General features: G+C 61.9%; 20 protein-coding genes. 8 read left to right on the forward strand and 12 right to left on the reverse strand.

What is annotated here, in order from left to right:
- Positions 1-12: 12 nt before the first annotated feature.
- Complete coding sequence (locus PYR71_RS27075) at positions 13-630, forward strand: DNA-3-methyladenine glycosylase (protein WP_275621573.1); 618 nt, start codon at positions 13-15, stop codon at positions 628-630.
- Here PYR71_RS27075 and PYR71_RS27080 read toward each other — a convergent pair whose 3' ends face one another.
- The 3 genes from PYR71_RS27080 to PYR71_RS27090 are packed head-to-tail and all read right to left on the reverse strand — an operon-like array spanning position 631 to position 3,836.
- Entirely contained in the window at positions 631-2,172 is a 1,542-nt protein-coding gene (locus PYR71_RS27080) for a DHA2 family efflux MFS transporter permease subunit (RefSeq protein WP_183911925.1), read from the reverse strand. It lies immediately after the preceding gene.
- A complete protein-coding gene (locus tag PYR71_RS27085; protein ID WP_275621574.1) occupies positions 2,165-3,379 on the reverse strand; it encodes an HlyD family secretion protein in 1,215 nt (404 codons plus the stop codon). Before PYR71_RS27085 ends, PYR71_RS27080 begins: the two co-directional genes overlap by 8 nt.
- Entirely contained in the window at positions 3,372-3,836 is a 465-nt protein-coding gene (locus PYR71_RS27090) for a MarR family winged helix-turn-helix transcriptional regulator (protein ID WP_275621575.1), read from the reverse strand. The genes PYR71_RS27085 and PYR71_RS27090 overlap by 8 nt, the downstream gene beginning before the upstream one ends.
- Before the next feature lie 212 nt (positions 3,837-4,048).
- On the opposite strand from PYR71_RS27090, the gene PYR71_RS27095 reads away from it, so the two are divergent.
- The 3 genes from PYR71_RS27095 (at position 4,049) to PYR71_RS27105 (ending at position 10,213) form a co-directional block, all read left to right on the forward strand.
- A complete protein-coding gene (locus PYR71_RS27095) occupies positions 4,049-5,593 on the forward strand; it encodes a cation:proton antiporter (protein WP_275621576.1) in 1,545 nt (514 codons plus the stop codon).
- 262 nt (positions 5,594-5,855) lie between these two features.
- Positions 5,856-7,031 (forward strand): efflux RND transporter periplasmic adaptor subunit, encoded by a 1,176-nt coding sequence (locus PYR71_RS27100; protein WP_275621577.1) that lies wholly within the window; start codon positions 5,856-5,858, stop codon positions 7,029-7,031.
- Positions 7,028-10,213, forward strand: coding sequence for an efflux RND transporter permease subunit (locus PYR71_RS27105; RefSeq protein WP_275621578.1), 3,186 nt, complete (start codon positions 7,028-7,030; stop codon positions 10,211-10,213). The genes PYR71_RS27100 and PYR71_RS27105 overlap by 4 nt, the downstream gene beginning before the upstream one ends.
- Positions 10,214-10,234: 21 nt before the next feature.
- Here PYR71_RS27105 and PYR71_RS27110 read toward each other — a convergent pair whose 3' ends face one another.
- Positions 10,235-11,011 carry a metallophosphoesterase gene (locus PYR71_RS27110; protein ID WP_275621579.1) on the reverse strand — a complete coding sequence of 259 codons (777 nt, stop codon included), beginning with the start codon at positions 11,009-11,011 and terminating at the stop codon, positions 10,235-10,237.
- 165 nt (positions 11,012-11,176) lie between these two features.
- Here PYR71_RS27110 and PYR71_RS27115 point away from each other — a divergent pair, with 165 nt between their 5' ends.
- Positions 11,177-12,301 (forward strand): acyl-CoA dehydrogenase, encoded by a 1,125-nt coding sequence (locus tag PYR71_RS27115; RefSeq protein ID WP_275621580.1) that lies wholly within the window; start codon positions 11,177-11,179, stop codon positions 12,299-12,301.
- Positions 12,302-12,354: 53 nt separating this feature from the next.
- Here the strand turns inward: PYR71_RS27115 and PYR71_RS27120 are convergent, their stop codons facing one another.
- Together PYR71_RS27120 and PYR71_RS27125 are read right to left on the reverse strand one after the other, a co-directional pair.
- A complete protein-coding gene (locus PYR71_RS27120) occupies positions 12,355-12,819 on the reverse strand; it encodes an RrF2 family transcriptional regulator (RefSeq protein ID WP_097582028.1) in 465 nt (154 codons plus the stop codon).
- A 165-nt stretch (positions 12,820-12,984) separates the two neighbouring features.
- The gene (locus tag PYR71_RS27125) at positions 12,985-13,773 is read right to left on the reverse strand and encodes an SDR family NAD(P)-dependent oxidoreductase (protein ID WP_275621581.1); all 789 of its coding nucleotides are present in this window, start codon (positions 13,771-13,773) and stop codon (positions 12,985-12,987) included.
- A gap of 129 nt (positions 13,774-13,902) precedes the next feature.
- On the opposite strand from PYR71_RS27125, the gene PYR71_RS27130 reads away from it, so the two are divergent.
- Positions 13,903-14,673 carry a TIM barrel protein gene (locus PYR71_RS27130; RefSeq protein WP_275621582.1) on the forward strand — a complete coding sequence of 257 codons (771 nt, stop codon included), beginning with the start codon at positions 13,903-13,905 and terminating at the stop codon, positions 14,671-14,673.
- Here PYR71_RS27130 and PYR71_RS27135 read toward each other — a convergent pair.
- Positions 14,670-15,206: a carboxymuconolactone decarboxylase family protein gene (locus tag PYR71_RS27135; RefSeq protein WP_275621583.1), complete on the reverse strand. Its 537-nt coding sequence runs from the start codon at positions 15,204-15,206 to the stop codon at positions 14,670-14,672. The genes PYR71_RS27130 and PYR71_RS27135 overlap by 4 nt on opposite strands.
- A 91-nt stretch (positions 15,207-15,297) precedes the next feature.
- Between PYR71_RS27135 and PYR71_RS27140 the strand changes: the two genes are divergently transcribed.
- Positions 15,298-15,771 (forward strand): cupin domain-containing protein, encoded by a 474-nt coding sequence (locus tag PYR71_RS27140; RefSeq protein WP_009994847.1) that lies wholly within the window; start codon positions 15,298-15,300, stop codon positions 15,769-15,771.
- A 21-nt stretch (positions 15,772-15,792) separates the two neighbouring features.
- On the opposite strand, the gene PYR71_RS27145 is transcribed toward PYR71_RS27140, so the two are convergent.
- The 5 genes from PYR71_RS27145 to PYR71_RS27165 all read right to left on the reverse strand — a co-directional run bounded on the left by PYR71_RS27145 (position 15,793) and on the right by PYR71_RS27165 (position 21,769).
- Positions 15,793-16,902: a sn-glycerol-3-phosphate import ATP-binding protein UgpC gene (locus tag PYR71_RS27145; RefSeq protein ID WP_183911903.1), complete on the reverse strand. Its 1,110-nt coding sequence runs from the start codon at positions 16,900-16,902 to the stop codon at positions 15,793-15,795.
- A 12-nt stretch (positions 16,903-16,914) separates the two neighbouring features.
- Complete coding sequence (locus PYR71_RS27150; RefSeq protein WP_183911901.1) at positions 16,915-17,829, reverse strand: ABC transporter permease subunit; 915 nt, start codon at positions 17,827-17,829, stop codon at positions 16,915-16,917.
- 10 nt (positions 17,830-17,839) lie between these two features.
- Entirely contained in the window at positions 17,840-18,724 is an 885-nt protein-coding gene (locus tag PYR71_RS27155) for a carbohydrate ABC transporter permease (RefSeq protein WP_183911898.1), read from the reverse strand.
- 119 nt (positions 18,725-18,843) lie between these two features.
- The gene (locus tag PYR71_RS27160; protein WP_183911897.1) at positions 18,844-20,199 is read right to left on the reverse strand and encodes an extracellular solute-binding protein; all 1,356 of its coding nucleotides are present in this window, start codon (positions 20,197-20,199) and stop codon (positions 18,844-18,846) included.
- Between the two features lie 364 nt (positions 20,200-20,563).
- The gene (locus tag PYR71_RS27165; protein ID WP_275621584.1) at positions 20,564-21,769 is read right to left on the reverse strand and encodes an ROK family transcriptional regulator; all 1,206 of its coding nucleotides are present in this window, start codon (positions 21,767-21,769) and stop codon (positions 20,564-20,566) included.
- A gap of 226 nt (positions 21,770-21,995) precedes the next feature.
- Between PYR71_RS27165 and PYR71_RS27170 the strand changes: the two genes are divergently transcribed.
- A complete protein-coding gene (locus PYR71_RS27170; protein ID WP_275621585.1) occupies positions 21,996-23,234 on the forward strand; it encodes an extracellular solute-binding protein in 1,239 nt (412 codons plus the stop codon).
- The last annotated feature ends 64 nt before the right edge of the window (positions 23,235-23,298 follow it).

A 23,298-nucleotide genomic window follows, 5' to 3' on the forward strand; every position in this document is an offset into this window, starting at 1 on the left:
CAAGCGCACCGAATGGTATCTGCCTTGGCCATGACCGATGGTGGAATGACAAGCGGCGCGATCGGCGCCGGCGCGCTTGCCGGCGAAAGCCTCAAGGCGTTTTTCGAGCGCGATGCGGCCACTGTTGCCCGGGCTCTGCTCGGCTGCCATCTCACAGTCGACGGTGTCGGCGGCCGCATCACCGAGACGGAAGCCTATTTCCCCGATGACGAGGCCTCGCACAGCTTCCGCGGCCCGACCAGGCGCAATGGCGCCATGTATGGCCGCCCCGGCAATGTCTACATCTACCGCATTTACGGCATGTATTGGTGCCTGAACTTCGTCTGCCATCCGGGTTCGGCCGTGCTCATCCGGGCGCTTGAGCCGGAAACAGGAATCCCTCTGATGATGCAGCGGCGCGGCACCGACATGTTGACGGCGCTTTGCAGCGGCCCCGGCAAACTCTGCCAGGCGCTCGGCATCGACATCGAGATCAACGACCGGCTGCTCGACCACCCGCCCTATGCGCTGACGCTCTCCGCGCCGGTGCCGATCGTTTCGGGTAAGCGCATCGGCATCACGAAAAATGCCGACGCGCCATGGCGCTTCGGCATCCAGGGATCGCGTCATCTCAGCAAGCCGTTTGGCTGACTATTCCATGACGGCACTGTGGTCGACGGCGGGCGCCGCTTTCGGCTTGCGCAGCAGCAGAACCAGCGGAATGACCGCAAGCGACATCAGCATCAGCAGCTTGAAATCGTCCATATAGGCGATGATCGTCGATTGCAGCGTGATGATCTCGTTGAGCGAGGCGCGCCCGGCCGCCGTCACGGGACTGAGCCCCTGCGCCGCCGCCGCATTGAAGGCATGGTTGAACGGCGTCACATAGGCGGCGATCGATTCATGATTGCTCTGCGTGTTTTCGACGATCAGCGCCGAGACGATCGAGATGCCCACCGACGAGCCGATGTTGCGCGATAGATTGTAAAGGCCGGTGCCGTCGCCGCGCATATGGGCGGGTAGCGTGGCGAAAGCGATCGTCGTCAGCGGCACGAAGAGGAAGCCGAGACCGGCGCCCTGGATGAAACCGACCGAGATGATCGTCCATTGCGAGACGTCGGGCGTCCAGCCGGTCATGTCGTACATCGCCCAGGCAGTCAGGCCGAGGCCGAGCCCCAGCAGCCAGCGTGTATCGACCTTGCCGATCAGCCGCCCGACGATGAACATGCAAAGCATGGTGCCGAGCCCGCGTGGCCCCATGACGATGCCAGCGGTGATGACGGGATAGCCCATCAGCGTCTGCAGATAGGGCGTCATCAGCGCCAGCGAGGCGAGATAGGTGATGCCGATCACGAAGATGAAGATCATGCTGATCGTGAAATTCTGGTCCAGAAACAGCTTCGGATTGACGAAGGACTTCTCCGCCGTCAGCGTGTGCACCAGCAGCAGATAGAAGGCGGCAGCACAGATGATCGCTTCGAGCATGATCTCGCCGGAAGAAAACCAGTCGAGCTGCTCACCGCGGTCGAGGAAGAGCTGCAGCGAGGCGATGAACAGGCTCATCATGCCGAAACCGAACCAGTCGAGCTTGGCGAGCGCATCCCTCTTCGTTTCCGATACGAAGATGACGATACCGGCAAAGGCCAGCGCACCGATCGGCACGTTGATGTAGAACACCCAGCGCCAGCTGATATTGTCGGTCAGCCAGCCGCCGATGACCGGGCCGAGCACCGGCCCGACCATGACCGAGACGCCGAAGAGCGCCATGGCCGAACCGCGCTCCTCGACCGTGTAGATGTCGAGCAGGATGCCCTGGGAAAGCGGCACCAGCGATGCGCCGAACAGGCCCTGGAGCAGGCGGAAGGCGACGATCTGGTTCAGCGACTGCGCCAGGCCGCAGAGCACCGAGGCGCCGACGAAGCCTGATATGGCGACGAGCAGCACGCGCTTGCGGCCGAACTTGGCGGCAAGGAAACCGGAGGGCGGCGTCATGATCGCCGCCGCGACGATGTAGGACGTCAGCACCCAGTTGATTTGGTCGGCAGAGGCCGACACGCTGCCTTGAATATAAGGCAGCGCCACGTTGGCGATCGTCGTATCCAGCGCCTGCATGATGACGGCGAGAATGACGCAGGCGGTGATCGCACCGCGATTGGCAACGGGGATCGCCGGAGATGCGGGAGCGTTACTCATGATCCTTGCCCTGAGACCGGCCCAGAAGCTTGTTGACGAAGTCGGGCAATCCGCGGGCATGGCCGGTTTCGACATCGACGACCGTGCTCATGCCAACGCGAAGCGGCGGCTTGCCTCCGGCGTCCTCAATGCTGACGCGCATCGGAATGCGCTGGACGACCTTCACCCAGTTGCCGGTGGTGTTCTGCGCCGGCAGCAGCGAGAAGCTGGAGCCGGAGGCCGGACTGATGCTCTCGACCTTGCCCTTCCACATCATGCCGGGATAGGTGTCGACGTAGATCTCCGCCGTCTGCCCGGGCTTGACGTAGGTCAGCTCGGTCTCCTTCGGGCTGGCGGCGATCCACAGATGGTCGGTGGCGACAAGCGAGAAGGCCTGCTGCGACGCCTGAAGATAAGAGCCCACCTGCAAGGCGTTGACATTGGTGACGATGCCATCGAACGGCGCCTTGACGACGCTGTGGTCAAGCTCGCGCTGCGCATTGTCAACCTGGGATTTGGCCTGCAGATAGAGCGGGTTTTCCTCGACCGGCTGGTCAGCACTGCCGCCGAGCTCGGCGAGCGTCGTTGCCGCTTCGGCCTTGGCGACGGCAACCTTCTGCCGCGCGGCCTCGAGATTGTGCTTGGCCTCGTCATAGGCAGATTGCGTCGCGCTGCCGTTGTTGACAAGGCTCTGCTGCCGATCGAACTGATCCTGGTAATAGGGCAGATCGGCTTCCGCCTGCGTGATCTCGGCGAGCGACTGCTGATAACTTGCCTTGAGGTTCATGATCTGATTGCGCTGCGCGCCGAGCTGCGCCTTGGCGCCATCGAGCGCAATCTTGAAGGAATCGGATTTGAGGCTGAAGAGCACCTGCCCCGCCTTGACCGCCTCGTTCTCATGCACATTGATTTGCTCGACGATGCCCGAGACATCGGTGGTGACCCCGACCATATCGGCCTGGATATAGGCGTTGTCGGTCGACATCACCTGGCCGCCATTGACGTAACAATAACCGCCGACAACGAGCGACACCGGCAGCAGGGCGAACAGGACGGGCCGTGTGAGACTGCGCCGGCGGCGGACCTTGTTGCCGCCAGGCGCAGCCACGGCGGCAGCCGGCGCTGAACTGGATGAAGGCGCTTCGGCTACCGTTTCCTGCTGTTTGATTTCGTTTTCGTCAGATGTCTTGGCGTCGGCAACGACGCGGAGGTTGGGTTGATCAGCCATCGTTCATCTCATTCTCTTCAACTGGTGTTCGGCAAGCCTGCACCAGGTTCGTCTTCATTGCGGACAAGATTTGGTAGAGCTGCTCGCGCTGCGCGGCCGAAACGCCGTCCAGCGCTTCGGCGCGGGTCACATCGCCGAGCTCGCGCATTTCGGCGAGCAGCGGATGGGCTGCTTCGCGCATGTAGAGCAGCCAGATGCGCCGGTCGGTCGGGTGCTGGCGGCGCTCGATCAGCCCGCGTTCGGCGAGCTTGTCGAGGATGCGCACCAGCGTGATCGGCTCGACTTCGAGAATTTCGGCAAGGCCGCTCTGATGGATGCCTTCATTGTTGGAGAGATAGGCAAGCGTCTGCCATTGCGACCGGGTCAGCCCAAGGCACTTCGCGCGCTGCTCGAACCGCTTGCGCAGCAGCCGCGCAACGTCATGGAGAAGGAAACCGAGTGTGGGCGTAGAGCTCATGAAAACCTGCGACCGAATTTATAAGCATACTTATAATATGGGTATGTATATTGAGCTTGCCGTCAGCACAAGGACGCAGACGGCAGATTCCGCAACGTCGGCTGAAATGCCGCAGCTTGGGCTCAAGCCCGTTTGACAGTGGCCGCGGGCTTGCGCCGCCCTAATTCTGCGGCAGGAACGCCTCCGCACGAGGCGCGTATTTGGGGAGCTTGATGGCGTTCTTCGAAAGCATGCTGACCCTCCTGCTGGTGGCGATTGTCTTTCTGCAATTCTCCAGGAAGTTTCGAATTCCGTATCCGACAATGCTGTCGATCGCCGGCGTCATCGTTGCGGCTGTGCCCTGGGCTCCCGAGGTTGCCATTGATCCCGACCTTGCATTGGCGTTGCTGGTCGCGCCCGTGCTCTTCGACGCCGCTTATGATCTGCCGCCGAGAACATTGAGGCGCAACTGGCTGCCGCTCTTTTCGCTCGCCGCGATCGCCGTGATCCTGACAGCTGCAGCCGTAGCCGTCGTCGGGGTGACAATGGCCGGCCTGCCGCTGGCCGCGGCCGTCGCGCTCGGGGCCATCGTCGCGCCGCCGGATGCCGCCGCCGCCACCGCCATGCTCGATCGCTTCGCCCTGCCGCGCCAGACCTATGTCGTCCTGAAGGGCGAGAGCCTTTTGAACGATGCCGTCGCGCTTCTGATCTTCAGCGCTGCGGTTTCTGCCGCGGCGAGTCCGGCCTTCTTTTCCGGCGCCCTGGCGGAACTGGCTCTCGCCGTCCCCGGTGGCCTCGTCTTCGGCTATCTCATGGGCCGTCTCTACATGGTCGTCGGCCTGAGGCTCGCCGGCACGCTCGGCGGCACGCTACTCGAATTCGTCGCCACCTTCGGCACGTGGATAATCGCCGAGCGGCTGCATTTTTCGGCGATTCTGGCCATCGTCGTCTACGCGATGGTGATTGCCCGCTACATGCCGGAACGACAGACGGCCCGCCACCGCATCCACTCCTATTCTGTGTGGGAGGCTGCGGTCTTCCTGCTCAATGTGCTCGCCTTTCTGCTGATGGGCCTGCAGGCCCGCCAGATCGTCCTCGACCTCGATCCCGGCCGACTGAGTTTCGCGATCGGCTTCGCCGCCGCGGTCTTCGGAACCGTCGTCGTCGTCCGTCTCGCCTGGGTGCTCTTCTACAACCGGGCGATCAAATTTCTCGCAGCGCGCAGACGCACGATACAGGCCGCTCCGACGTTTGCAGCCAGCCTGCTTGCCGGCTGGTGCGGCATGCGGGGCCTCGTCACCCTGGCGACGGCACTCGCCCTGCCGATCGACTTTCCCGATCGCGACATCATCCTGCTCAGCGCGCTCGCCGTCGTCCTCGGGACGCTTATCGTCCAGGGACTGACGCTCGGCCCGCTGATCCGTTTTCTAAAATTCGATCCGGACACGTCCCTGGAGCGCGATCTCGCCAGAGCCCGCGTGGCGTTGATCGATGCAGCGCTGGCCGAGCTTACAGGCGGCGAGGACGAATCCACCCGCATCCTGCGCGATGTCTACACTTCGGAGCGCAAGATCGCCGCGGACGGGAAACATCCACGCGAGGTCAGCAGGCTCGATAAGCAGCGCCGCAATGTCATCGTCGCAAAACGCGCCAAGCTGGCAGCGATGCGCCGCTCCGATGAGATCGACGACGATGTCTTTCATATGCTGGAACAGGAACTTGACTGGGCCGAACTCGGCGCGCTTCCGCCCGGCAGAGACGAAATCGTCGAGAGCTGACGCCCTTCCGCGACGTCTCTGTGGATTCAGGAAGCGCCGCCAATTGGCATTTGCAATTTTTCGCCGCTGCCGTTTATAGTCCAATTCCATAGCGTTACGATTTTTCTGATCTGCATGCCTGCCGGCCTTCCTTTCCAGGGTATTGGACGCCGGAGAAATCAAGGGGGCGAACGCCTCCGATCAAGCAGCAAGACATGAACGACATCACTTCATATTAGGTTTGGCGGCAGCAAAAAGCGCGCGCCGAGATTGGAGGACCGGTATGACTTACGCGCTTCGACAGATCGCGGTGTTTGGCTGCATGGCGGCGTTGATGCCTCTGGCCGCGCTGGCTCAAAACGCCCCGCCGCCCCCGCCCGTCACCGTCGCCAAGCCGGTTGTTCGTGACGTCGTCGACAGCGACGAGTTCATCGGTCGCTTCGAACCGGTCGACGAAGTCTCCGTTCGCTCGCGCGTCGGCGGTTACCTGCAGGAAATCCATTTCCAGGACGGCGCCCTGGTCAAGCAGGGCGATCTGCTCTTCGTCATCGACCAGAGACCCTTCATAACGGCGCTTAACCAGGCAAAGGCGACCCTCGAAGCGTCACAATCCACCCTGGTCTTTGCCGACGCGCAGTACAAGCGCGCCCAGTCCCTTGCCTCGAGCGGCAGTCAGTCGGCGCAGACGCTGGATGATCGCCGCCGCGAATTCGATTCGGCCGAGGCCAATGTCCGCGGCGCGCGGGCCGCTGCCGACCGTGCGTCGCTCGACATGGAATATACGGAAATCAAGGCGCCGCTCAGCGGCCGTATCGACCGCCGGCTGATCTCGGCCGGCAATCTCGTGCAGACCGACCAGACCGTGCTCACGACAATCGTTTCTCTCGACCCGATCGATTTCTATTTCGACGTCGACGAACGCCGCCTGCTGAATTTTGCCGACACGGCCCGCAAATTGGGCAAGGATCTCCAGCAGGGCGGCGGCGGACTGGATGTCTCCGTCACGATCTCGGATCCCAATGCCAAACCTTTCAAAGGAAAGCTCGATTTCGCCGAGAACCGGGTCGACAACCAGAGTGGCACCATTCGTTTGCGGGCCCGTTTCCCCAACCCTGACCTTGTCCTGCAGCCCGGCCTCTTCGGCCGCATACAGGTCGAAGCTTCCAACACTTATCAGGCCATTCTTGTCCCCGACGAGGCAATCGGCTCGGATCAGAACGAGCGCGTCGTCTATGTCGTTGCCGACGACGGCACGGTTTCGACCAAGCCCGTGAGACCTGGACCGCGGCTCTACGGCTACCGCGTGATACGCGAGGGTCTCGACGGCACCGAGACGATCGTCGTCAACGGCGTAATCCGCGCCCGTCCCGGCTCGAAGATCACGCCCCAGATGACCGAACTGCCGAAAGAGCGGCAGGACACGGCGCCCGAAACCGCCGGCGCGGAGAGCGGACAATGAGATTCGCTCATTTTTTCGTGGACCGGCCGATCTTTGCGGCCGTGATCTCGATCGTCCTGCTCGTCGTCGGCGGCATCGCCTATACGCAGCTGCCAGTATCACAATATCCGGAGATCGCGCCGCCGACGATCGTCGTGCGCACCTCCTATCCGGGCGCCGATCCGCAGACCATCGCCGACACGGTTTCGACGCCGCTCGAACAGCAGATCAACGGCGTCGAAGACATGCTTTACATGTCTTCCTATTCGAGTGCCGACGGCGCCATGTCGCTGACGATTACCTTCAAGCTCGGCACCGACCTCGATAAGGTCCAGGTGCTTGTCCAGAACCGCGTCTCCATCGCCCTCCCCCGCCTTCCCGAGGAAGTCCAGCGGCTCGGCGTGACAACCGACAAAAGTTCGCCGGATCTGATGATGGTCGTGCACCTGCTGTCGCCGACGCACCGTTATGACCAGCTTTACGTCTCCAACTACGCCCGCAACCGCATCCGCGACGTTCTCGTTCGCCTGGATGGCGTCGGCGACGTGCAGCTGTTCGGCGAGCGCCAGTATTCGATGCGAATCTGGCTGGACCCGGAAAAGCTCTCTGCTTACGGCATGACATCCGATGACGTCGTCGCCGCCCTCAGAGACCAGAACGTTCAGGTGTCGGGCGGCAAGATCGGCGCGCCGCCGGTGACCGGCAAGAACGCGTTCGAATATACGGTGCGGACGGACGGACGCTTCTCCGACGTGCGCGAGTTCCGCTACGTCATCGTCAAATCGACGGATAGCGGCCGGCTCGTGCAATTGCAGGACGTCGCCCGCATCGAACTCGGCGCACAGGACTACGTCACCAACAGCTATCTCAACAACGATCCCGCGGTCGCGCTCGGCATCTTCGCCCGGCCGGGGACCAATGCCCTGGATACCGCCCATCAGGTCCAGGCGATCATGAAGGACCTGTCGCAGAATTTCCCGCAAGGGCTGGAATATCGCATCGTCTACGACACGACCGAATTCATCTCGGATTCGATCTCCGAAGTGTATCGAACCATCGTCGAGGCGGCCATCCTGGTGGCGATCGTCGTGCTCGTCTTCCTGCAATCCTGGCGAACCGCGATCATTCCGATCATTGCCATCCCCGTCTCGCTCATCGGCACCTTCGCCGTCCTCTTGGCCTTCGGCTTCTCGCTCAACATGCTCACCCTGTTTGGCCTGGTGCTGGCGATCGGCATCGTCGTCGACGATGCGATCGTGGTGGTGGAAAATGTCGAGCGCAATCTCGCCCGCGGCATGACGCCGAAACAGGCCTCCCACGTCACGATGGACGAAGTCGGAACCGCCGTCATCGCCATCTCGCTGGTGTTGATCGCCGTCTTCGTGCCGACAGCCTTCATTCCAGGCATCTCGGGACAGTTCTACCGGCAGTTCGCGGTCACCATCGCCGTCACCACCGCGATATCCGCGTTGAACTCGCTGACGCTTTCGCCCGCCCTGGCCGGCATATTGCTCAAGCCCCATGACCACGAAACCAGGCGCGTCAATATGGCTACACGCCTGGGGCGCGGCCTTGCCGATGGCTTCAACCGTGGATTCGATCGGATGAGTTCCGGCTATTCATGGACCGTTCGGCACCTGGTCAGCAGCTGGGTCGGCTTGAGCGCTGCCATGGTCGCCTTCGTCTGCCTGCTGGGGGCAACCTGGTACATGGGCACGCGCGTTCCCTCGGGTTTCATCCCGACCATGGACCAAGGCTACGCGATCATCGTCATACAACTTCCTGACGGCGCCTCGCTTGCGCGTACCGACGCCGTCGTCAAGCAGGTGGGCGATATCGCCCGTACCGTGCCGGGCGTCGGCAATGCCGTGCAGTTTGCCGGCTTCAGCGGGGCGACATTCACCAATGCCTCGAATGCCGGCGTCGTCTTCGTCCCGTTCAAATCCTTCGCCGAACGCGAAGAAGGCGGAGACAACGCCAACAAGATCATCGGCGAGCTTTTCGGCAAGCTGCAAAGCATCCAGGAAGCCTTCATCATCGCCATACCGCCGCCATCCGTGCGGGGTGTCGGCAATTCCGGCGGCTTCAAGATGCAGATTTCCGACCTTGAAAACGCCGATATGACGCGGGTGCTCGCCCTCGCCCGCCAGATGATGGGTGCGGCAGCGACGACGGAGGGATTGACCGGCGTCTTTACGACATTCTCCGATGCAAGCCCGCAATATTTCCTGGCGATCGACCGTGACAAGGCGCGCTTCCTCAATGTGCCGATCCCCAATATCTTCAACGCGCTCTCCATCAATCTTGGCGTCGCTTACGTCAACGATTTCAACGCGTTCGGCCGCGTCTACCAGGTTCGCGCCCAGGCCGACCGGCAGTATCGCATGGATAGGGAAGATATCCTCGCCCTGAAGGTTCGATCGGCGACCGGCGCGCTGGTTCCGCTTGGAACCCTGATGGACATTCAGGATGCCAGCGGCCCGGCGCTTGTCCAGCGTTACAACATGTATGTCTCGGTGCCGCTTCAGGGCAATCCGACGCCAGGCACGTCAACGGGCGACGCCATCGCGAAGATGGAGGCGCTGGCGGCGAAGATCCTGCCGCAGGGAACGACCTTCGAATGGACGGAACTCGCCTATCAGGAGACCCATACCGGCAACACCGCCGTCTATATCTTCGCCCTGTCGGTGATCTTCGTATTCCTGGCGCTGGCGGCGCAATATGAAAGCTGGGTTCTGCCGCTGGCGATCATCCTCATCGTGCCGCTCGCGGTGCTGGCGGCGCTGATCGGGGTCTCGCTCCGCGGCATGGACAACAATGTCCTGACGCAGATCGGCCTGATCGTGCTGATCGGCCTTGCGGCCAAGAACGCCATTCTGATCGTCGAGTTCGCGCGACAAGCGGAAGAAGAAGGCAAATCGCCGGTCGAGGCGGCGATCGAGGCCAGCCATCTTCGCCTGCGCCCGATCCTGATGACGGCTTTCGCCTTCATCTTCGGCGTGCTGCCGCTTGCCATCGCCACCGGCCCCGGCGCCGAAATGCGCCAGTCGCTCGGCACTGCCGTCTTCTCGGGCATGCTCGGCGTGACGATCTTCGGCCTGTTCCTGACGCCGGTTTTCTACGTCGTGCTGCGCGGCCGGCGTCGCAACCGCTCAGCTGACAGGCCGGTCGAAGCGGTCCCGACCGAAAGGGAGACGGTTTGATCACTCCAGTGACAATGCCTGTCAGGTGGAAAACAGATGCACCTGGCCCTGCCACAGACGGGCGACGGTCAGCCTGCCGCTGCGATAGGCGCGCGTATCGAGATTGAGCCGCCCCGCGCGAACCTCCGGCTCGTCGTTCGGCGTATGACCATGGACGACGAGTTTCGGCAAAGGGATCCTGCTTTCGAGAAATCGGTGGCGGATGAGCACCAGATCCTCGTCGGTCTGCGCCGCGATTGGCCGCGCCGGATCGATGCCGGCATGGACGAACAATACGCTCGGCGTGTCCAGCATGATCGGCATCGCCCGCATGAAATCGATATGCGTGTGCGGCAGCGAATGACGGAGGAAGGCGTCAAGCTGTGCACCGGAGGGAAAGACCAGCGGCAGATGTTCCGGATCGAGCCCATAGGATTTCAGCGAGTGCGCCGATCCCATCCGCATCCAGTCGTCATAGGAAAGCCAGCCGTCGATATAATCGAGCATGGCGATCTCGTGGTTGCCGGCAAGGCAGATCCGATCGAAACCTTGCGGCGGCGGATCCATGAGGTGAGCGATGACCTGCGCCGATTCCGGGCCGCGGTCGATATAATCGCCGAGCGTCACGATCAGCTTGCGCCCGGGCAGCCGTGCCGCATCGCGCAGGATAGCCTGTTCGGCCTTCACGAGCAGGTCGCGCCGGCCGTGAATGTCGCCGATGGCATAGGTTGGTATATCGGCGATATCCAGCGTCGGACGCGGTCTCGGCTCGCGTGCCATTTTCGAAACCTCGCTGCGGCGAGCAAGAGAGTCGCTCATCATGTTTCTCAATCAAGGAAGCCCCGGTTAACCATAAGTAGCGTCGAGGGCAAGGCGATCAAGTTGGTGAGAAAATTCGAAGCATCGGTTTTTTCTAGAAAAACCGTTCTTATCATCCGGAGCGAAATCCCTCACTCCTGTTATCCGTCGAGGAAAGAGTGATCGATGGGAACCATATCGCAGTTTCGTGACCGCCTGAGACCGCCAGCGCAGCGCATCGAGAGCGAAGAGGCGGCAATCTCCACGGCCCGTGACCTCGCCACCGCATTCCGGCGCGAGGCGAGCGAACGCGATATCAACCGCATTCTGCCGTTTGCCGAAGTCGACGCGCTGTCGATGTCGGGACTGACGGCGATCACTGTTCCGCCCGACCATGAAGGGCTCGACGTGCCGAATGCCCTACTTGCCGAAATCGTTGCGATCATTGCCGAGGCCGATGCCTCGATCGGCGAGACTCTGGAAAGTCATTTTTCCGCGCTGGAAACACTCCGCATTCAGGCCGGAGAGGATCTGAAGGCCTCGCTATTTGCCCGGGTGCTGCTCGGCGACCGCTTCGCGGCCGCCGCTTTCGCCGAGGGATGCGAGGTGACGGACGAAGGCCCGGGCTATCGCCTCAGCGGCCGCACTCGGCAGGCCGCCGGTATCCTCTATGCCGACTGGATCGCCGCCGCCCTCACACTTCCGCCCGACCGCCCGGCGACTTTCTACCTCACCGGCAGCGATGAAGACCTGCAGGTGGTCGATGATTGGGACGGCTTCGGCCAGCGCACCAATGGATCGGCAACGGCGATCGCCGGTCCACTCCATGTTAACGCCGATGCCATCGTGCCGGCGCCTTCGCTTGGATATTCGACCGGCGTGTCGCTTGGCCTGCTGCTCAAGGCCGGGGTAAGCCTCGGTATCGCGCGAGCCGCGTGGGCCGACCTGATGAAAGCGATCGGCGATCGCGCCGCCGTCCTCTCTCAGCTCGGCAAACATGCCGTTGGCATCGAAGCGACGGCGGCGGCCTTGGAACGGGCTGGCAGAAAACTCGACTTTGCCCAGGTCAATCCCGTGGAGGCGGCGATGGCGGACGCGTATTTTTCCGCTTCGGCGGCCGCGATCATAGCCGGCGATACGGCGCTCGCCACCGCCAATGCGCTGTTCGAACTCGCAGGGCAGGCATCGGCCGGTATCGGGCTCAATCTCGACCGCCATTGGCGCAATGCCCGCATTCACGCGCTTTCGCTGCCTCGGGATAGGCTGCTGCGCAGCGCAGGCGAGTATGTGTCGCAGAAAGTCGAGAACTGAAAGATTGCAGAGGGCGCCGCCGTTATGCGGGACGATGTGGAAACGAAGAGATCTCAGCTGGCGGCAGAGATCGGAAATTCTTCCGTAGCGCCCTCGACATGGCCGCCGGCCGCAACGAATTGCTCGAGGGTCATATTGTCGAGGATGGCGGCGATCGCGTCCCGAACATCGGTCATCGAACGCCGCACCTGACAGGTTTCCGGATCGGCGCAATCGTCGCAGGCCTCATAGGCCGTACGGCTGGCACAGCGGATCGGCGCTAAGGGCCCGTCGAGCGTGCGGATGACATGACCGATGCGGATTTCGGAAGCCGGCCGCGACAGGGAATAGCCGCCGCCGGGTCCCTTCTTCGAACGCAGGATGCCGACATTGCGCAGCTCCAAGAGGATCGTATCGAGAAACTTCTTCGGGATATTGTTGCGGGCGGCAACGTCATTGATGAAGGCGGTCTCGCCCGGCGGCAGCCGCGCCAGATCGACCAGCGCCTTCAGGCCATATTTTCCCTTTTTCGTCAGCATCGTCTTTGCCCTGTCGAAAACGCAATACTTATCCTGCCAATAGCAGGCAAATAGCGTCGAAAGCGTGAAGATACAACAAAATAGCTATTATTTATAGCTTATCTCGGCAACGTCCGCAGAAGTGCCGCCAGTCCTCGGCCTCCAGCGCGCTTTGCCGTTGATCCGTCAGATTGTTTTCAACATGCCTCCGTCAACGAAATAGGTCGACCCGATGCAGTAGCTTGCCCGTTCCGAGCTTAGGAAGACGAAGACATTCGCCAGTTCTTCCGGCGTGCCGAAGCGTTTGGAAGCAGCATGCTCATTGGCGACGCTCTGCAGATAGCCTTCCCAGTTGCCGCCGGTTTCGGCCGTCAGCTGCTTGGCGGTCTTGATCCAGTCCGGCGTCAGGATCAGGCCGGCATTGACGCAGTTGACGCGGATATTGTCCGGGATGAGCTCGGTCGAGAGCGTCTTCGAAAACATCATCAGCGCCGATTTGCTGACATTGTAGATCGGCTCGTACCAGAGCGGCTGGACGGCGCAGATCGAGGCATTGTGCAGGATGACCCCGCCGCCGCGCCTCTTCATCTGCGGCGCGATACCGCGGGCAAGCCGCACGGCAGCCATCACATGCAGGTCCCAATAGGCCTGCCACTTCTCGTCCGGCGCCTCCATCACCGTCTCGTTCGATCCGGTTCCGGCATTGTTGATGAGGATGTCGGCGCCGCCCTTCTCCGCGGCGGCCGCAATAATCGCCTCCGTTCCCGCAACGTTCGCAACGTCGGCAGCAACGGCGGTGGCGCTGACACCGTATTTCCCAGTGATACGGGCAGCCTCCGCCTCCAGCCGCTCACCGCCGCGCGCGGCGAGCACGAGGCTGGCGCCCTCGGCCGCCAGCCCTTCGGCGATCGCCAGCCCGATGCCGACCGACGCGCCCGTTATGACCGCGGTCTTTCCCTTCAATCCCAGATCCATATCTTCCTCCAGCAACGCCGGCGATCCCGGCCTGATGTGCGGAGTGTTCCGTCAATGAATCCGGGCGTCAAGCCTTGCGGCAGGCTCCGATCTGGCGCAGCCTGCGCCCCGCACAGGGGAGGAGTTTTCATGCGACGTTATTCGGCCTGCATAGAGTGGCTGTTTGCCGAAGCGGGCGACCGCTTTCCCGACCGCATCCGTCGCGCCCATACCGGCGGCCTGACGGCGGTCGAATTCTGGCGATGGAGCGACAAGGACCTGGGTGCGATCGAGGCGGTGCTTAATGAAACCGGCCTTGCGGTGACCAGCCTCGTTGCCGAACCGATGATCGCGCTGACCGACGCCGCCAACCGGCACGCCTGGCTCGAGGGCCTGGCCGAATCCGCGGCCGTCGCCAGACGTCTCGGCGCGCCGGTGCTGATTGCCCAAGCGGGAGACGATCTTCCCGGCTTCACCCGGCAGGCGCAGCGTCTGGCTCTCACCGAAACGCTGAAAGCCGGCGCCGACGTCCTCGAAGGCAGCGGCGTGCGCCTCGGCGTCGAGCCGCTCAACACCCGCATCGACCATATCGGCTATTTCCTTGCTTCGACCCGCGAAGGGCTAGATATCGTCGATGAGGTCGCCCGCCCCGAGATCGGCATCGTCTACGACATCTACCATTCGGCCGTGATGGACGAACGCACCGAAGAGGTGCTGGAGGGCCGTCTCGACCGCGTCTTCCACGTCCATGTCGCCGATCATCCCGGCCGCAACGAGCCGGGCTCCGGCGGCATCGATCTCGGCCACCGCCTCAACTGGATCTTCGGCAACGGCTATGACGGCGCCGTCGGGCTCGAATACCGGCCGATCAGACCTGGCGCCGACGCGATCAGGGCGGCGATTGCTTCGCTGGATGGCTAGCTCGAGTTTGCACCTTCGGCAAAGGCTTCAAGTTCGGGGTCGAAATCGACTTTGACGACATTATTGAAGAGGGCGGTCGCCAGCATGATGCCGGCGAAGGCGACGAGATCAACCAGCACCTTTGTCTCATAGCGCGTCTTCAGCTGCGCCCATAGCTCGGCCGGAACGGCGTTGGAATCGGCGACGATCGCCTTGCCGAAGGCGTCGAGCAACGCTTCCGTCTGGGAAAGCTCCAGCGCATCGGGATTGAAGCCCTTGTTGATCAGCGCCCGGCGAAAGAAGGTGATGGCGATCTTCGATTTCGCCGCCTTCGAGATCGCATGCGAGAAGACCCAGATCTCCCGGTCGCTGACGGCAGGATCCAGCTCCGCCCGCAGCGTGAACCATTCGGCATAGATGCGGTGGGCGACCGGCGAATGTAAGAGCGTCCGCTTCATGTTGGTCATCCGCCCGCGCAGCCTGACTTCTTCGTCATGCGCTGCCCGAATCTCCTCCGAAGCCGTGTCGTAATCGATTTGTGGCAGATAGCTCATCGGGTGCCTCTTTCTGGTGCGCGAAGATAAATCCGCTTGGCCGTCGCGTCGCGCCTACCTAGATTGTCTGCATCGAAGGTGGAGACAAGGCATGAGCGGCGACCACGAGCATTCTCACATCGACTGGCGGGAACATGGCGTCAAGGTCATTCCCGGCAATTCGCTCGATCCCAACACGGCGCAGACGCCGGGCATGAACCGCGCAACTGCGATCAACAATGCGCGTGCCGGCGCCGAGAAAATCTGGGCCGGCACGGTGACGATCCATGCCAATGCCAAGACCGGTGCCCATCATCATGGCGATCTCGAAAGCATTATCTATGTCGTCAAGGGCAAGGCCCGCATGCGCTGGGGCGAGCATCTGGAATTTACCGCCGAGGCCGGCCCCGGCGATTTCATCTATGTCCCGCCCTACGTGCCCCATCAGGAGATCAACGCCAGCCGTGACGAGACGCTGGAATGCGTGCTTGTCCGCTCAGGCCAGGAGCCCGTCGTCGTCAATCTCGATATCGAGCCGGTCGAGAAGCCGGAAGACGTCCCCTGGATCGATCCGATCCATCGCTGACGCCGACCGGCGATGAATTAATCAGGCGTGGACGGCGCCGGCACTGCTCATTGCAGAATTCTCGATGATCCGGCCGGTATCGGCGGCATAGAGGTGGATCGCGTTGTGGTCGATCGCGATGCCGATCGGGTCGCCGGATTTCACTCTCACGGCATCCGTCAGCGCCACGGCAAAAGGCAGCCCGTCGAAATCGGCATGAACGACGCGGCTGGCGCCGAGCTCTTCGATGAAATCGGCCGTCGCGATCAAGGCGCCGGGCGCATCCGGCGCCACCAGTCGGGCGGCCTCGGCGCGCATGCCGAGCACGACGCGTTTGCCTTTCAGCGGCGCGGCGCGTTCGCGCGGCAGCGCAATCTTGCGGCTCTGGTCATAGACGAAGACACCTTCATCGTTGATCGTGCCTTCGAGCAGGTTCATCGCCGGCGTGCCGACGAAGCCGGCGACGAAGCGCGAGGCCGGATGATGATAGACCTCTTCCGGCGTGCCGACCTGCTCCACCTTGCCGCCGTTCATCACCACCAGCCGGTCGGCCAGCGTCATCGCCTCGGTCTGATCATGGGTGACGAAGATCGAAGTGGCGCCAAGGCGGCGGTGCAGGCGGCGGATTTCGGCGCGCATGGCGATGCGCAGCTTGGCGTCAAGGTTCGACAGCGGCTCGTCGAAGAGGAACACTTTCGGCTCGCGGATCATCGCGCGGCCCATGGCGACGCGCTGGCGTTGGCCACCGGAAAGAGCGGCCGGGCGGCGGTCGAGGAAGGGTTCGAGGCTAAGCGCCTTGGCGACCTCGGTGATGCGTCGCTGACGCTCAGCCTTCGCAACGCCAGCCACCTTCAACGCATAACCGATATTCTCGGCTACGGTCATATGCGGATAGAGCGCATAGTTCTGGAACACCATCGCGCAGCCGCGCTCGCGCGGCTCCAGCTGGTTGACGACGCGGCCGTCAATCGCGATTTCACCGCCGCTGATTTCCTCGAGGCCGGCGATCATGCGCAAGAGCGTGGACTTGCCGCAGCCGGAAGGGCCGAGGATGACAACGAATTCACCGGATTTAATTTCCAGATCGACGCCGTGAACCACGGGATGTTTGCCGTAGCTCTTCTTTACATCACGGATTGAGATCGGTGCCACAGGACTGTTCCTTCATTTCTCGGTGGAGATCAGGCCGCGCACGAACCAGCGCTGCATCAGGATGACGAGGACCAGCGGCGGCGACATGATGATCAGTGTACCCGCCATTGCGACGTTCCAGTCAGGCAGGCCGAATTCGGATGGAATCAGGGTTTTGAGCTGCGTCACCGCAATGCCGAAATTCGGATCGGTGGTGATTAGAAGCGGCCAGAGATACTGGTTCCATGCCCAGACGAACATGATGGTGAACAGCGCGATCATGTTCGGCCGCGACAGCGGCAGTAGAATGTCCCAGAAGAACCGGACCGGGCCCGACCCATCCATCTTCGAAGCCTCGGCAAGCTCATCGGGAACCGTCAGGTAGAACTGCCGGTAAAGGAACGTCCCGGTCGCGGTTGCGACCAGCGGCAGAACCAGGCCCGGGTAGGAATTCAGCAGACCCCATTCGAGCTTGACCTGGATGCCCGTAATCTGGGCCACGAGCCAGCTGATGCCCGTGACATCGAGAATCGTCTGGAATGGCTGCAGCGCATTGGCCGCAATCGAATAGGTCGGCACGATGCGGACTTCGAGCGGCAGCATCAGCGTGATGAAGATGATCCAGAAAATCACATAGCGGCCGCGGAAGCGGAAGTAGACGATCGAGAAAGCTGCCATGGCGGAAAGGATGACCTTGCCGGTAGCGACTGCCGTGGCGAAAATGATGCTGTGCAGCAGCTTGTTGCCGAGATCGGCGCGGACCCAGGCTTCCCGAGCGTTGTCCCAGAAATGCGAGCCCGGCGTCAGCGGCAGCGGCACACGGTTGACCGTCTCCAGATCCAGCGTCGAGGCGATAATGACGATGGCGAAAGGCAGGAGCGCGATGACCATGCCGAGCGCCAGAAGCGTATAGCAGATGAAATTGAATATCGGCGTGCGTTCGATCATGTCCGCGACCTCACTTGTAATGCACGCGCCGCTCGATGAAGCGGAACTGGAAGATGGTGAGCATGACGACGAGCAGCATCAGGATGATCGATTGCGCCGCGGCGCCCGAATAATCGAGGCCCCGGAAGCCGTCGAAATAGATCTTGTAGACCATCAGCTCCGTCGCCCGGGCCGGGCCGCCCTGCGTCATGACGTCGACGATGCCGAAGGAATCCTGGAAGCTTTCAGTGATGTTGATCACCAGCAGGAAGAACAATGTCGGCGTCAGCAGCGGCAGCTGGAGATCCCACATGCGGCGCAGCGGCCCGGAGCCGTCCATGGCGGCTGCCTCGATCAGCGAGCGCGGAATGCCCTGCAGAGCCGAAAGGAAGAAGATGAAGTTATAGCCGATATATTTCCAGGAGAAGGCGACGATGACGGCGATCATCGCGTCCTTGCCGTCAAGCGCGGGATTCCAGAGGCCGGGCCAGACATGGTTGATGACCGAGAGAAGGCCGGCCTCCGGCGCCAGGATGAAGCGGAAGGCAAGCCCAAGAGCGGGCGCGGCGATCGCATAGGGCCAGATGAAGACCGACCGGTAGATCTTGTGGCCTCGCAGCTCGCGGTCCGTCAAAAGCGCCAGGATAAGCGCCAGGCCCATGGCAATGATCGTCGAGCTGAAGCCGAAGACTATGCTGCGGGTGATCGATTCCCAATAGATCGGATCGCTGAGCAGCAGTTTGAAATTGTCTAGGCCGACCCAGGCATTGCCGCCGCCCCATGGCTGCTCGAGCGTGAACGCCCAATAAAGCGCCTGCGCGCTTGGCCAGTAGAAGAAGACGAAGATCAGCAGCAGCATCGGGAATGCAAAAAGCAGGCCGATCGTCGTCGAGGAGAAAGTGACGCGCTTTTCCATGGGTGGTCGTTTTCGCCCTGATTTGACTTCAGGCGCGGGCTCCAGCGCATCCGCGACTGATTGGGAGAACTTACAAAGACGCACCCGGCACGCGCAAGGCGGGCCGGGTGCAGCTCAAATCAGGGGAGCTGAACGTTCTTGTAGGTCTGCTGGAAGCGGCGCAGGAGCTGGTTGCCGCGTTCGGCAGCAGAGTCGAGCGAGGCCTGGACGTCGGCATTGTTGACGAAGATCGCCTGCAGGCCGTTGGCGATCTCGGTGCGGACCTGCAGCAGTCCGCCGAGACGGATGCCCTTTGCGGCTGCGTCGCCAGCCGGGGAAGCGGTCAGGCTCTGAATGGCGAGTTCACGGCCGGCGTAAGGCGCTTTGTCGTAGAAGCCCTGCTTCTTCAGATATTCGAAGCCGGAGTTGCGGACCGGGATGTAGCCAGTAACGGTCGACCAAGTCAGAGCTTCTTCCGGCTTCGCGATGAAGTTGAAGAATGCAGCGGCAGCCTTGTACTCGGCGTCCGAATGGCCCTTCAGAACCCAGAGCGAAGCGCCGCCGACATAGGAGCTGTGACGGGTTGCGTCACCGTAGGTCGGGAGCATGGCAACGCCCCAGTTCATGCCCTGCTTGGCGGTGCGGCCGATATTGCCGTGGTCGCCGACCGAAGTCAGGATGACCTGGCAGTCGCCGGCAGCGAAGGCTTCGACGAAGGTCTGGCCGACGGCCTTGTTCTTGATGACGGCGAGCTTGTTGTCGTACCAGGACTTGAGGTCCTTGATGTAGCTGACGAGAAGCGGGTTCTTGTTGAAGACCAGCTCGGCGTCGAGGCCTTCGAAGCCGTTCTTCTTGGTGGCGATCGGCTCGCCGTTGATGGCTTCAAACTGCTCGATGTACTGCCAGACTTCGTTGTTGGAGATGTCGAAGGCGAGCGGGCATGCATAGCCGGCGTCCTTCAGAGCCTTGAAGTCCTCACCGGCTTCCTTCCAGGTCGCCGGAGCATGATCCTTGCCGATCTTGGTGAAGGCATCCTTGTTCCAGTAGAGCAGAGCGGTCGAAGAGTTGAAGGGGAAGGAATACATCTCGCCCTTCGACGTGGCGTAGTAGCCTGCGATGCCCGAGAAATAATCGTTCCAGTCGACGGTGTAGCCCATGTCGGCCATCAGCTTGTTTGCCGGGTAGTAGGCGCCGGAGAGCATGATGTCGAGCGTGCCGGCGTCGGAAACCTGAGCGATGGTCGGCTGCTTGCCGGCGCGAAAGGCGGCAATAGTGTTCTGCAGGGAGGCGTCGTAGCTGCCCTGGCTAGTGCAGACGACTTCGTAATCGGCCTGCGACTGGTTGAAGCGATCGCACTGTTCCTGGACCCGCTTTGCGATGTCACCGGAATTGCCGAACCAGAAGTCAATCTTGGTCTTTTCGGCGGCGGCAGCCGGGCCAGCAAGAAACGCTGTAGCGAGAAGGGCGCCGACGGCGCCGAGAAGCTTGGCTTGCATGAGAACCTCGAACGTAAAAGAGACGCGTACTTTCAGCGCACGCCCTATTAGCTGGTCCAAATTGCCGCGGCCAATGAATATTCCATGACACGAAACAACCGAAATCGCGCCATCACGAAACCTTCATGCGGATGTTATCTGCCACGGCTGAAGGCTATATTGAGAGAAGCCTCGCCAACCACCCCAGCGCACTACCGAATAGTTATATCTATACCAGAATTCCCATAAGTTTCAATGATTTTCAATATTTGACTATACTTCGATAGCGCCTCTTTATTCGCTTGTAATGGTCACTTGAAACTTACATATAGCGCCATTTTTCTGCCGCTGCACTGCCGCGCAACGCCCGGTTTCAGCCTCGAAATCAGCGGGAATCCTTCAAAATTGCAGCAAAATGCGGATCGAATGCCCGGCTGATCGGTCCTGCGGCGGCTCCGAGCGCCACCGACCAGGGATCGGCCATGCCGGGCTGCAGGCGCGGAAGGGTCCGGCCACGCCTTTCGGCGATCGAAGGGAGCAGCGGCCCGATCGCCGCAATCAGCCTGTTAACCAGCCCTTCCGGCGCGCTGCCGCAGAGGATCACCGTCTGCGGATCGAAGATCGTTTCGATCAGATGGATGCTCCAGCGCAAATCCGCTGCGGCCGTCCCGATCCAGGCCTCGATGCTCGGGTCGCCTCTCAAGGCGAGGTTGTCGATGCGTGCATGGAGATCGGGATCGGCGGGGTCGGCCGACAGATGCTGGTAAAGCGAGGCGAGCGAGGCACGGTGTTCGAGCGGCGTCGATTTACCGTCGGCAAAGAGCAGCGCCATGCCGATCTCGCCGGCATTGCCGTTGGCGCCGCGGTAGAGTTCACCATTCAGGATGAGGCCGGCACCGATGCCGTAGCCAACGAAGAGGCAGACGGCATTATCGAGGCCGTGGGCGGCCCCCACCATGCGCTCGGCGGTCGCAGCCGCCGCCGCATCGTTCTGCAGTCCGACATCGAGCCCAGTGCCGGCGGCCAGGGTTTCCAGCAGGGGAAACTTTTGCCAGGCCCCCATCATCCACGGGTCGTCGCCGCTGCCGTCAATCCCAAAAGGACCGGGCATCGCAACGCCGAGGCCGACCAGCCGCTTATCCGATTGCCGGACGATCCCAGCGAGCTTCGAGCGCACGCCTGCGACGAGGTCGAGAATGACCTTCGCTCCAGTGGACGGGCCTCCCGGCGGCAAAGCGGCCTCGGCGCGCACTAGAACGCTGCCGACGAGATCGACGGCAACCGCCCGCGTCACATGCCGGTCGATCTGCAGGCCGATCGAAAAGGCGCCCCCGGGAACGAGCCGAAAGGGCGTCGAGGGCTGGCCCCTGCCCTTGCGCACCGCCTCCTGCGAACTGACGAGACCGTCGCGCTCGAGTTCCTCGATGATATTCGACACCGTCTGCTTGGTCAGCCGTGTCGCCCGCGCCAGATCGGCGCGCGAGAGCGCACCATTGATCCTCAAGGCATCGACTATCACGCGCCGATTATGCGCGCTGGTGCCTTCGTGATTGGTGCCGCTCTTGGCCCTGATCGGCCTGCTGTCATTCATGTGCAATTGCCTCTTGACTCCAGTAGAATGTTGAAGAAGTAATAAGTCAAGACAATTGACTTAATAAGGAACCGGAGAGTTCCAGGGAACGCAGGAAGCCGTACAGGGCCTCCAACGACGCTCCGAGGTGACGAACCGGCACGTTTTTTTATGCGTGCCTTCTCGAAAACCCGATGGCGGAAATCCGCCCTCGGCTATGCGTAAATGTCAAAAACTGGAGGCTGCAATGCTGAAATCCTTGAATAAGACGCTTTTGGGTGCGGCCTTGATCGGCGCATCCCTTGCCCCGCATGCTTTCGCCGAAACGACGCTGAACGCGCTGTTCATGGCGCAGGCCGCCTATAGCGAAGCCGATGTGCGCGCCATGACCGACGCCTTCGCCAAGGCGAACCCCGACATCAAGGTCAATCTCGAATTCGTTCCCTATGAGGGCCTGCACGACAAGACCGTGCTGGCGCAGGGTTCCGGCGGCGGCTACGACGTCGTCCTCTTCGACGTCATCTGGCCGGCCGAATACGCCACAAACAAGGTGCTGGTCGACGTCTCCTCCCGCATCACCGACGAGATGAAGAAGGGCGTGCTGCCGGGCGCCTGGACCACTGTACAGTATGACGGCAAATATTACGGCATGCCCTGGATCCTCGACACCAAATATCTGTTCTACAACAAGGAAATCCTGGAGAAGGCCGGCATCAAGGCGCCGCCGAAGACCTGGGACGAGCTGACTGAGCAGGCAAAGGCAATCAAGGACAAGGGTCTGCTGGCAACTCCGATCGCCTGGAGCTGGTCGCAGGCCGAAGCGGCAATCTGCGATTATACCACGCTGGTTAGCGCCTATGGTGGCGATTTCCTGAAGGACGGCAAACCTGCCTTCCAAAGCGGTGGCGGCCTTGACGCCCTGAAATATATGGTGGCCAGCTACACGTCAGGCCTGACCAATCCGAACTCCAAAGAGTTCCTGGAAGAGGACGTCCGCAAGGTCTTCCAGAACGGTGATGCCGCCTTCGCTCTCAACTGGACCTACATGTACAACATGGCGAACGACCCGAAGGACAGCAAAGTCGCGGGTAAGGTCGGCGTCGTGCCGGCGCCGGGCGTCGCCGGTAAGAGCGAGGCTTCGGCCGTCAACGGCTCGATGGGCCTCGGCATCACCTCCGCCAGCCAGCATCCCGACGAGGCCTGGAAGTACATCACCTTCATGACCTCGCAGGCCACACAGAACGCCTACGCCAAGCTCAGCCTGCCGATCTGGGCTTCCTCCTATGACGACCCCGGTGTCACCAAGGGCCAGGAAGAGCTGATTTCCGCCGCCAAGGTCGGCCTCGCCGCCATGTATCCGCGCCCGACGACCCCGAAATATCAGGAGCTTTCGACGGCGCTGCAGCAGGCAATCCAGGAATCGCTGCTCGGCCAGTCCACTCCCGAGGACGCGCTGAAGTCTGCTGCCGAAAACAGCGGCCTCTGAAGCCGGCATGAACCCCGGGCGGCGCCTGTCGCCGCCCGCCTCCCAAACCTGTGATGAAGAAGGG

Origin of the sequence: Rhizobium mulingense, assembly GCF_029194105.1 — a bacterium.
Lineage (GTDB): Bacteria > Pseudomonadota > Alphaproteobacteria > Rhizobiales > Rhizobiaceae > Rhizobium > Rhizobium mulingense.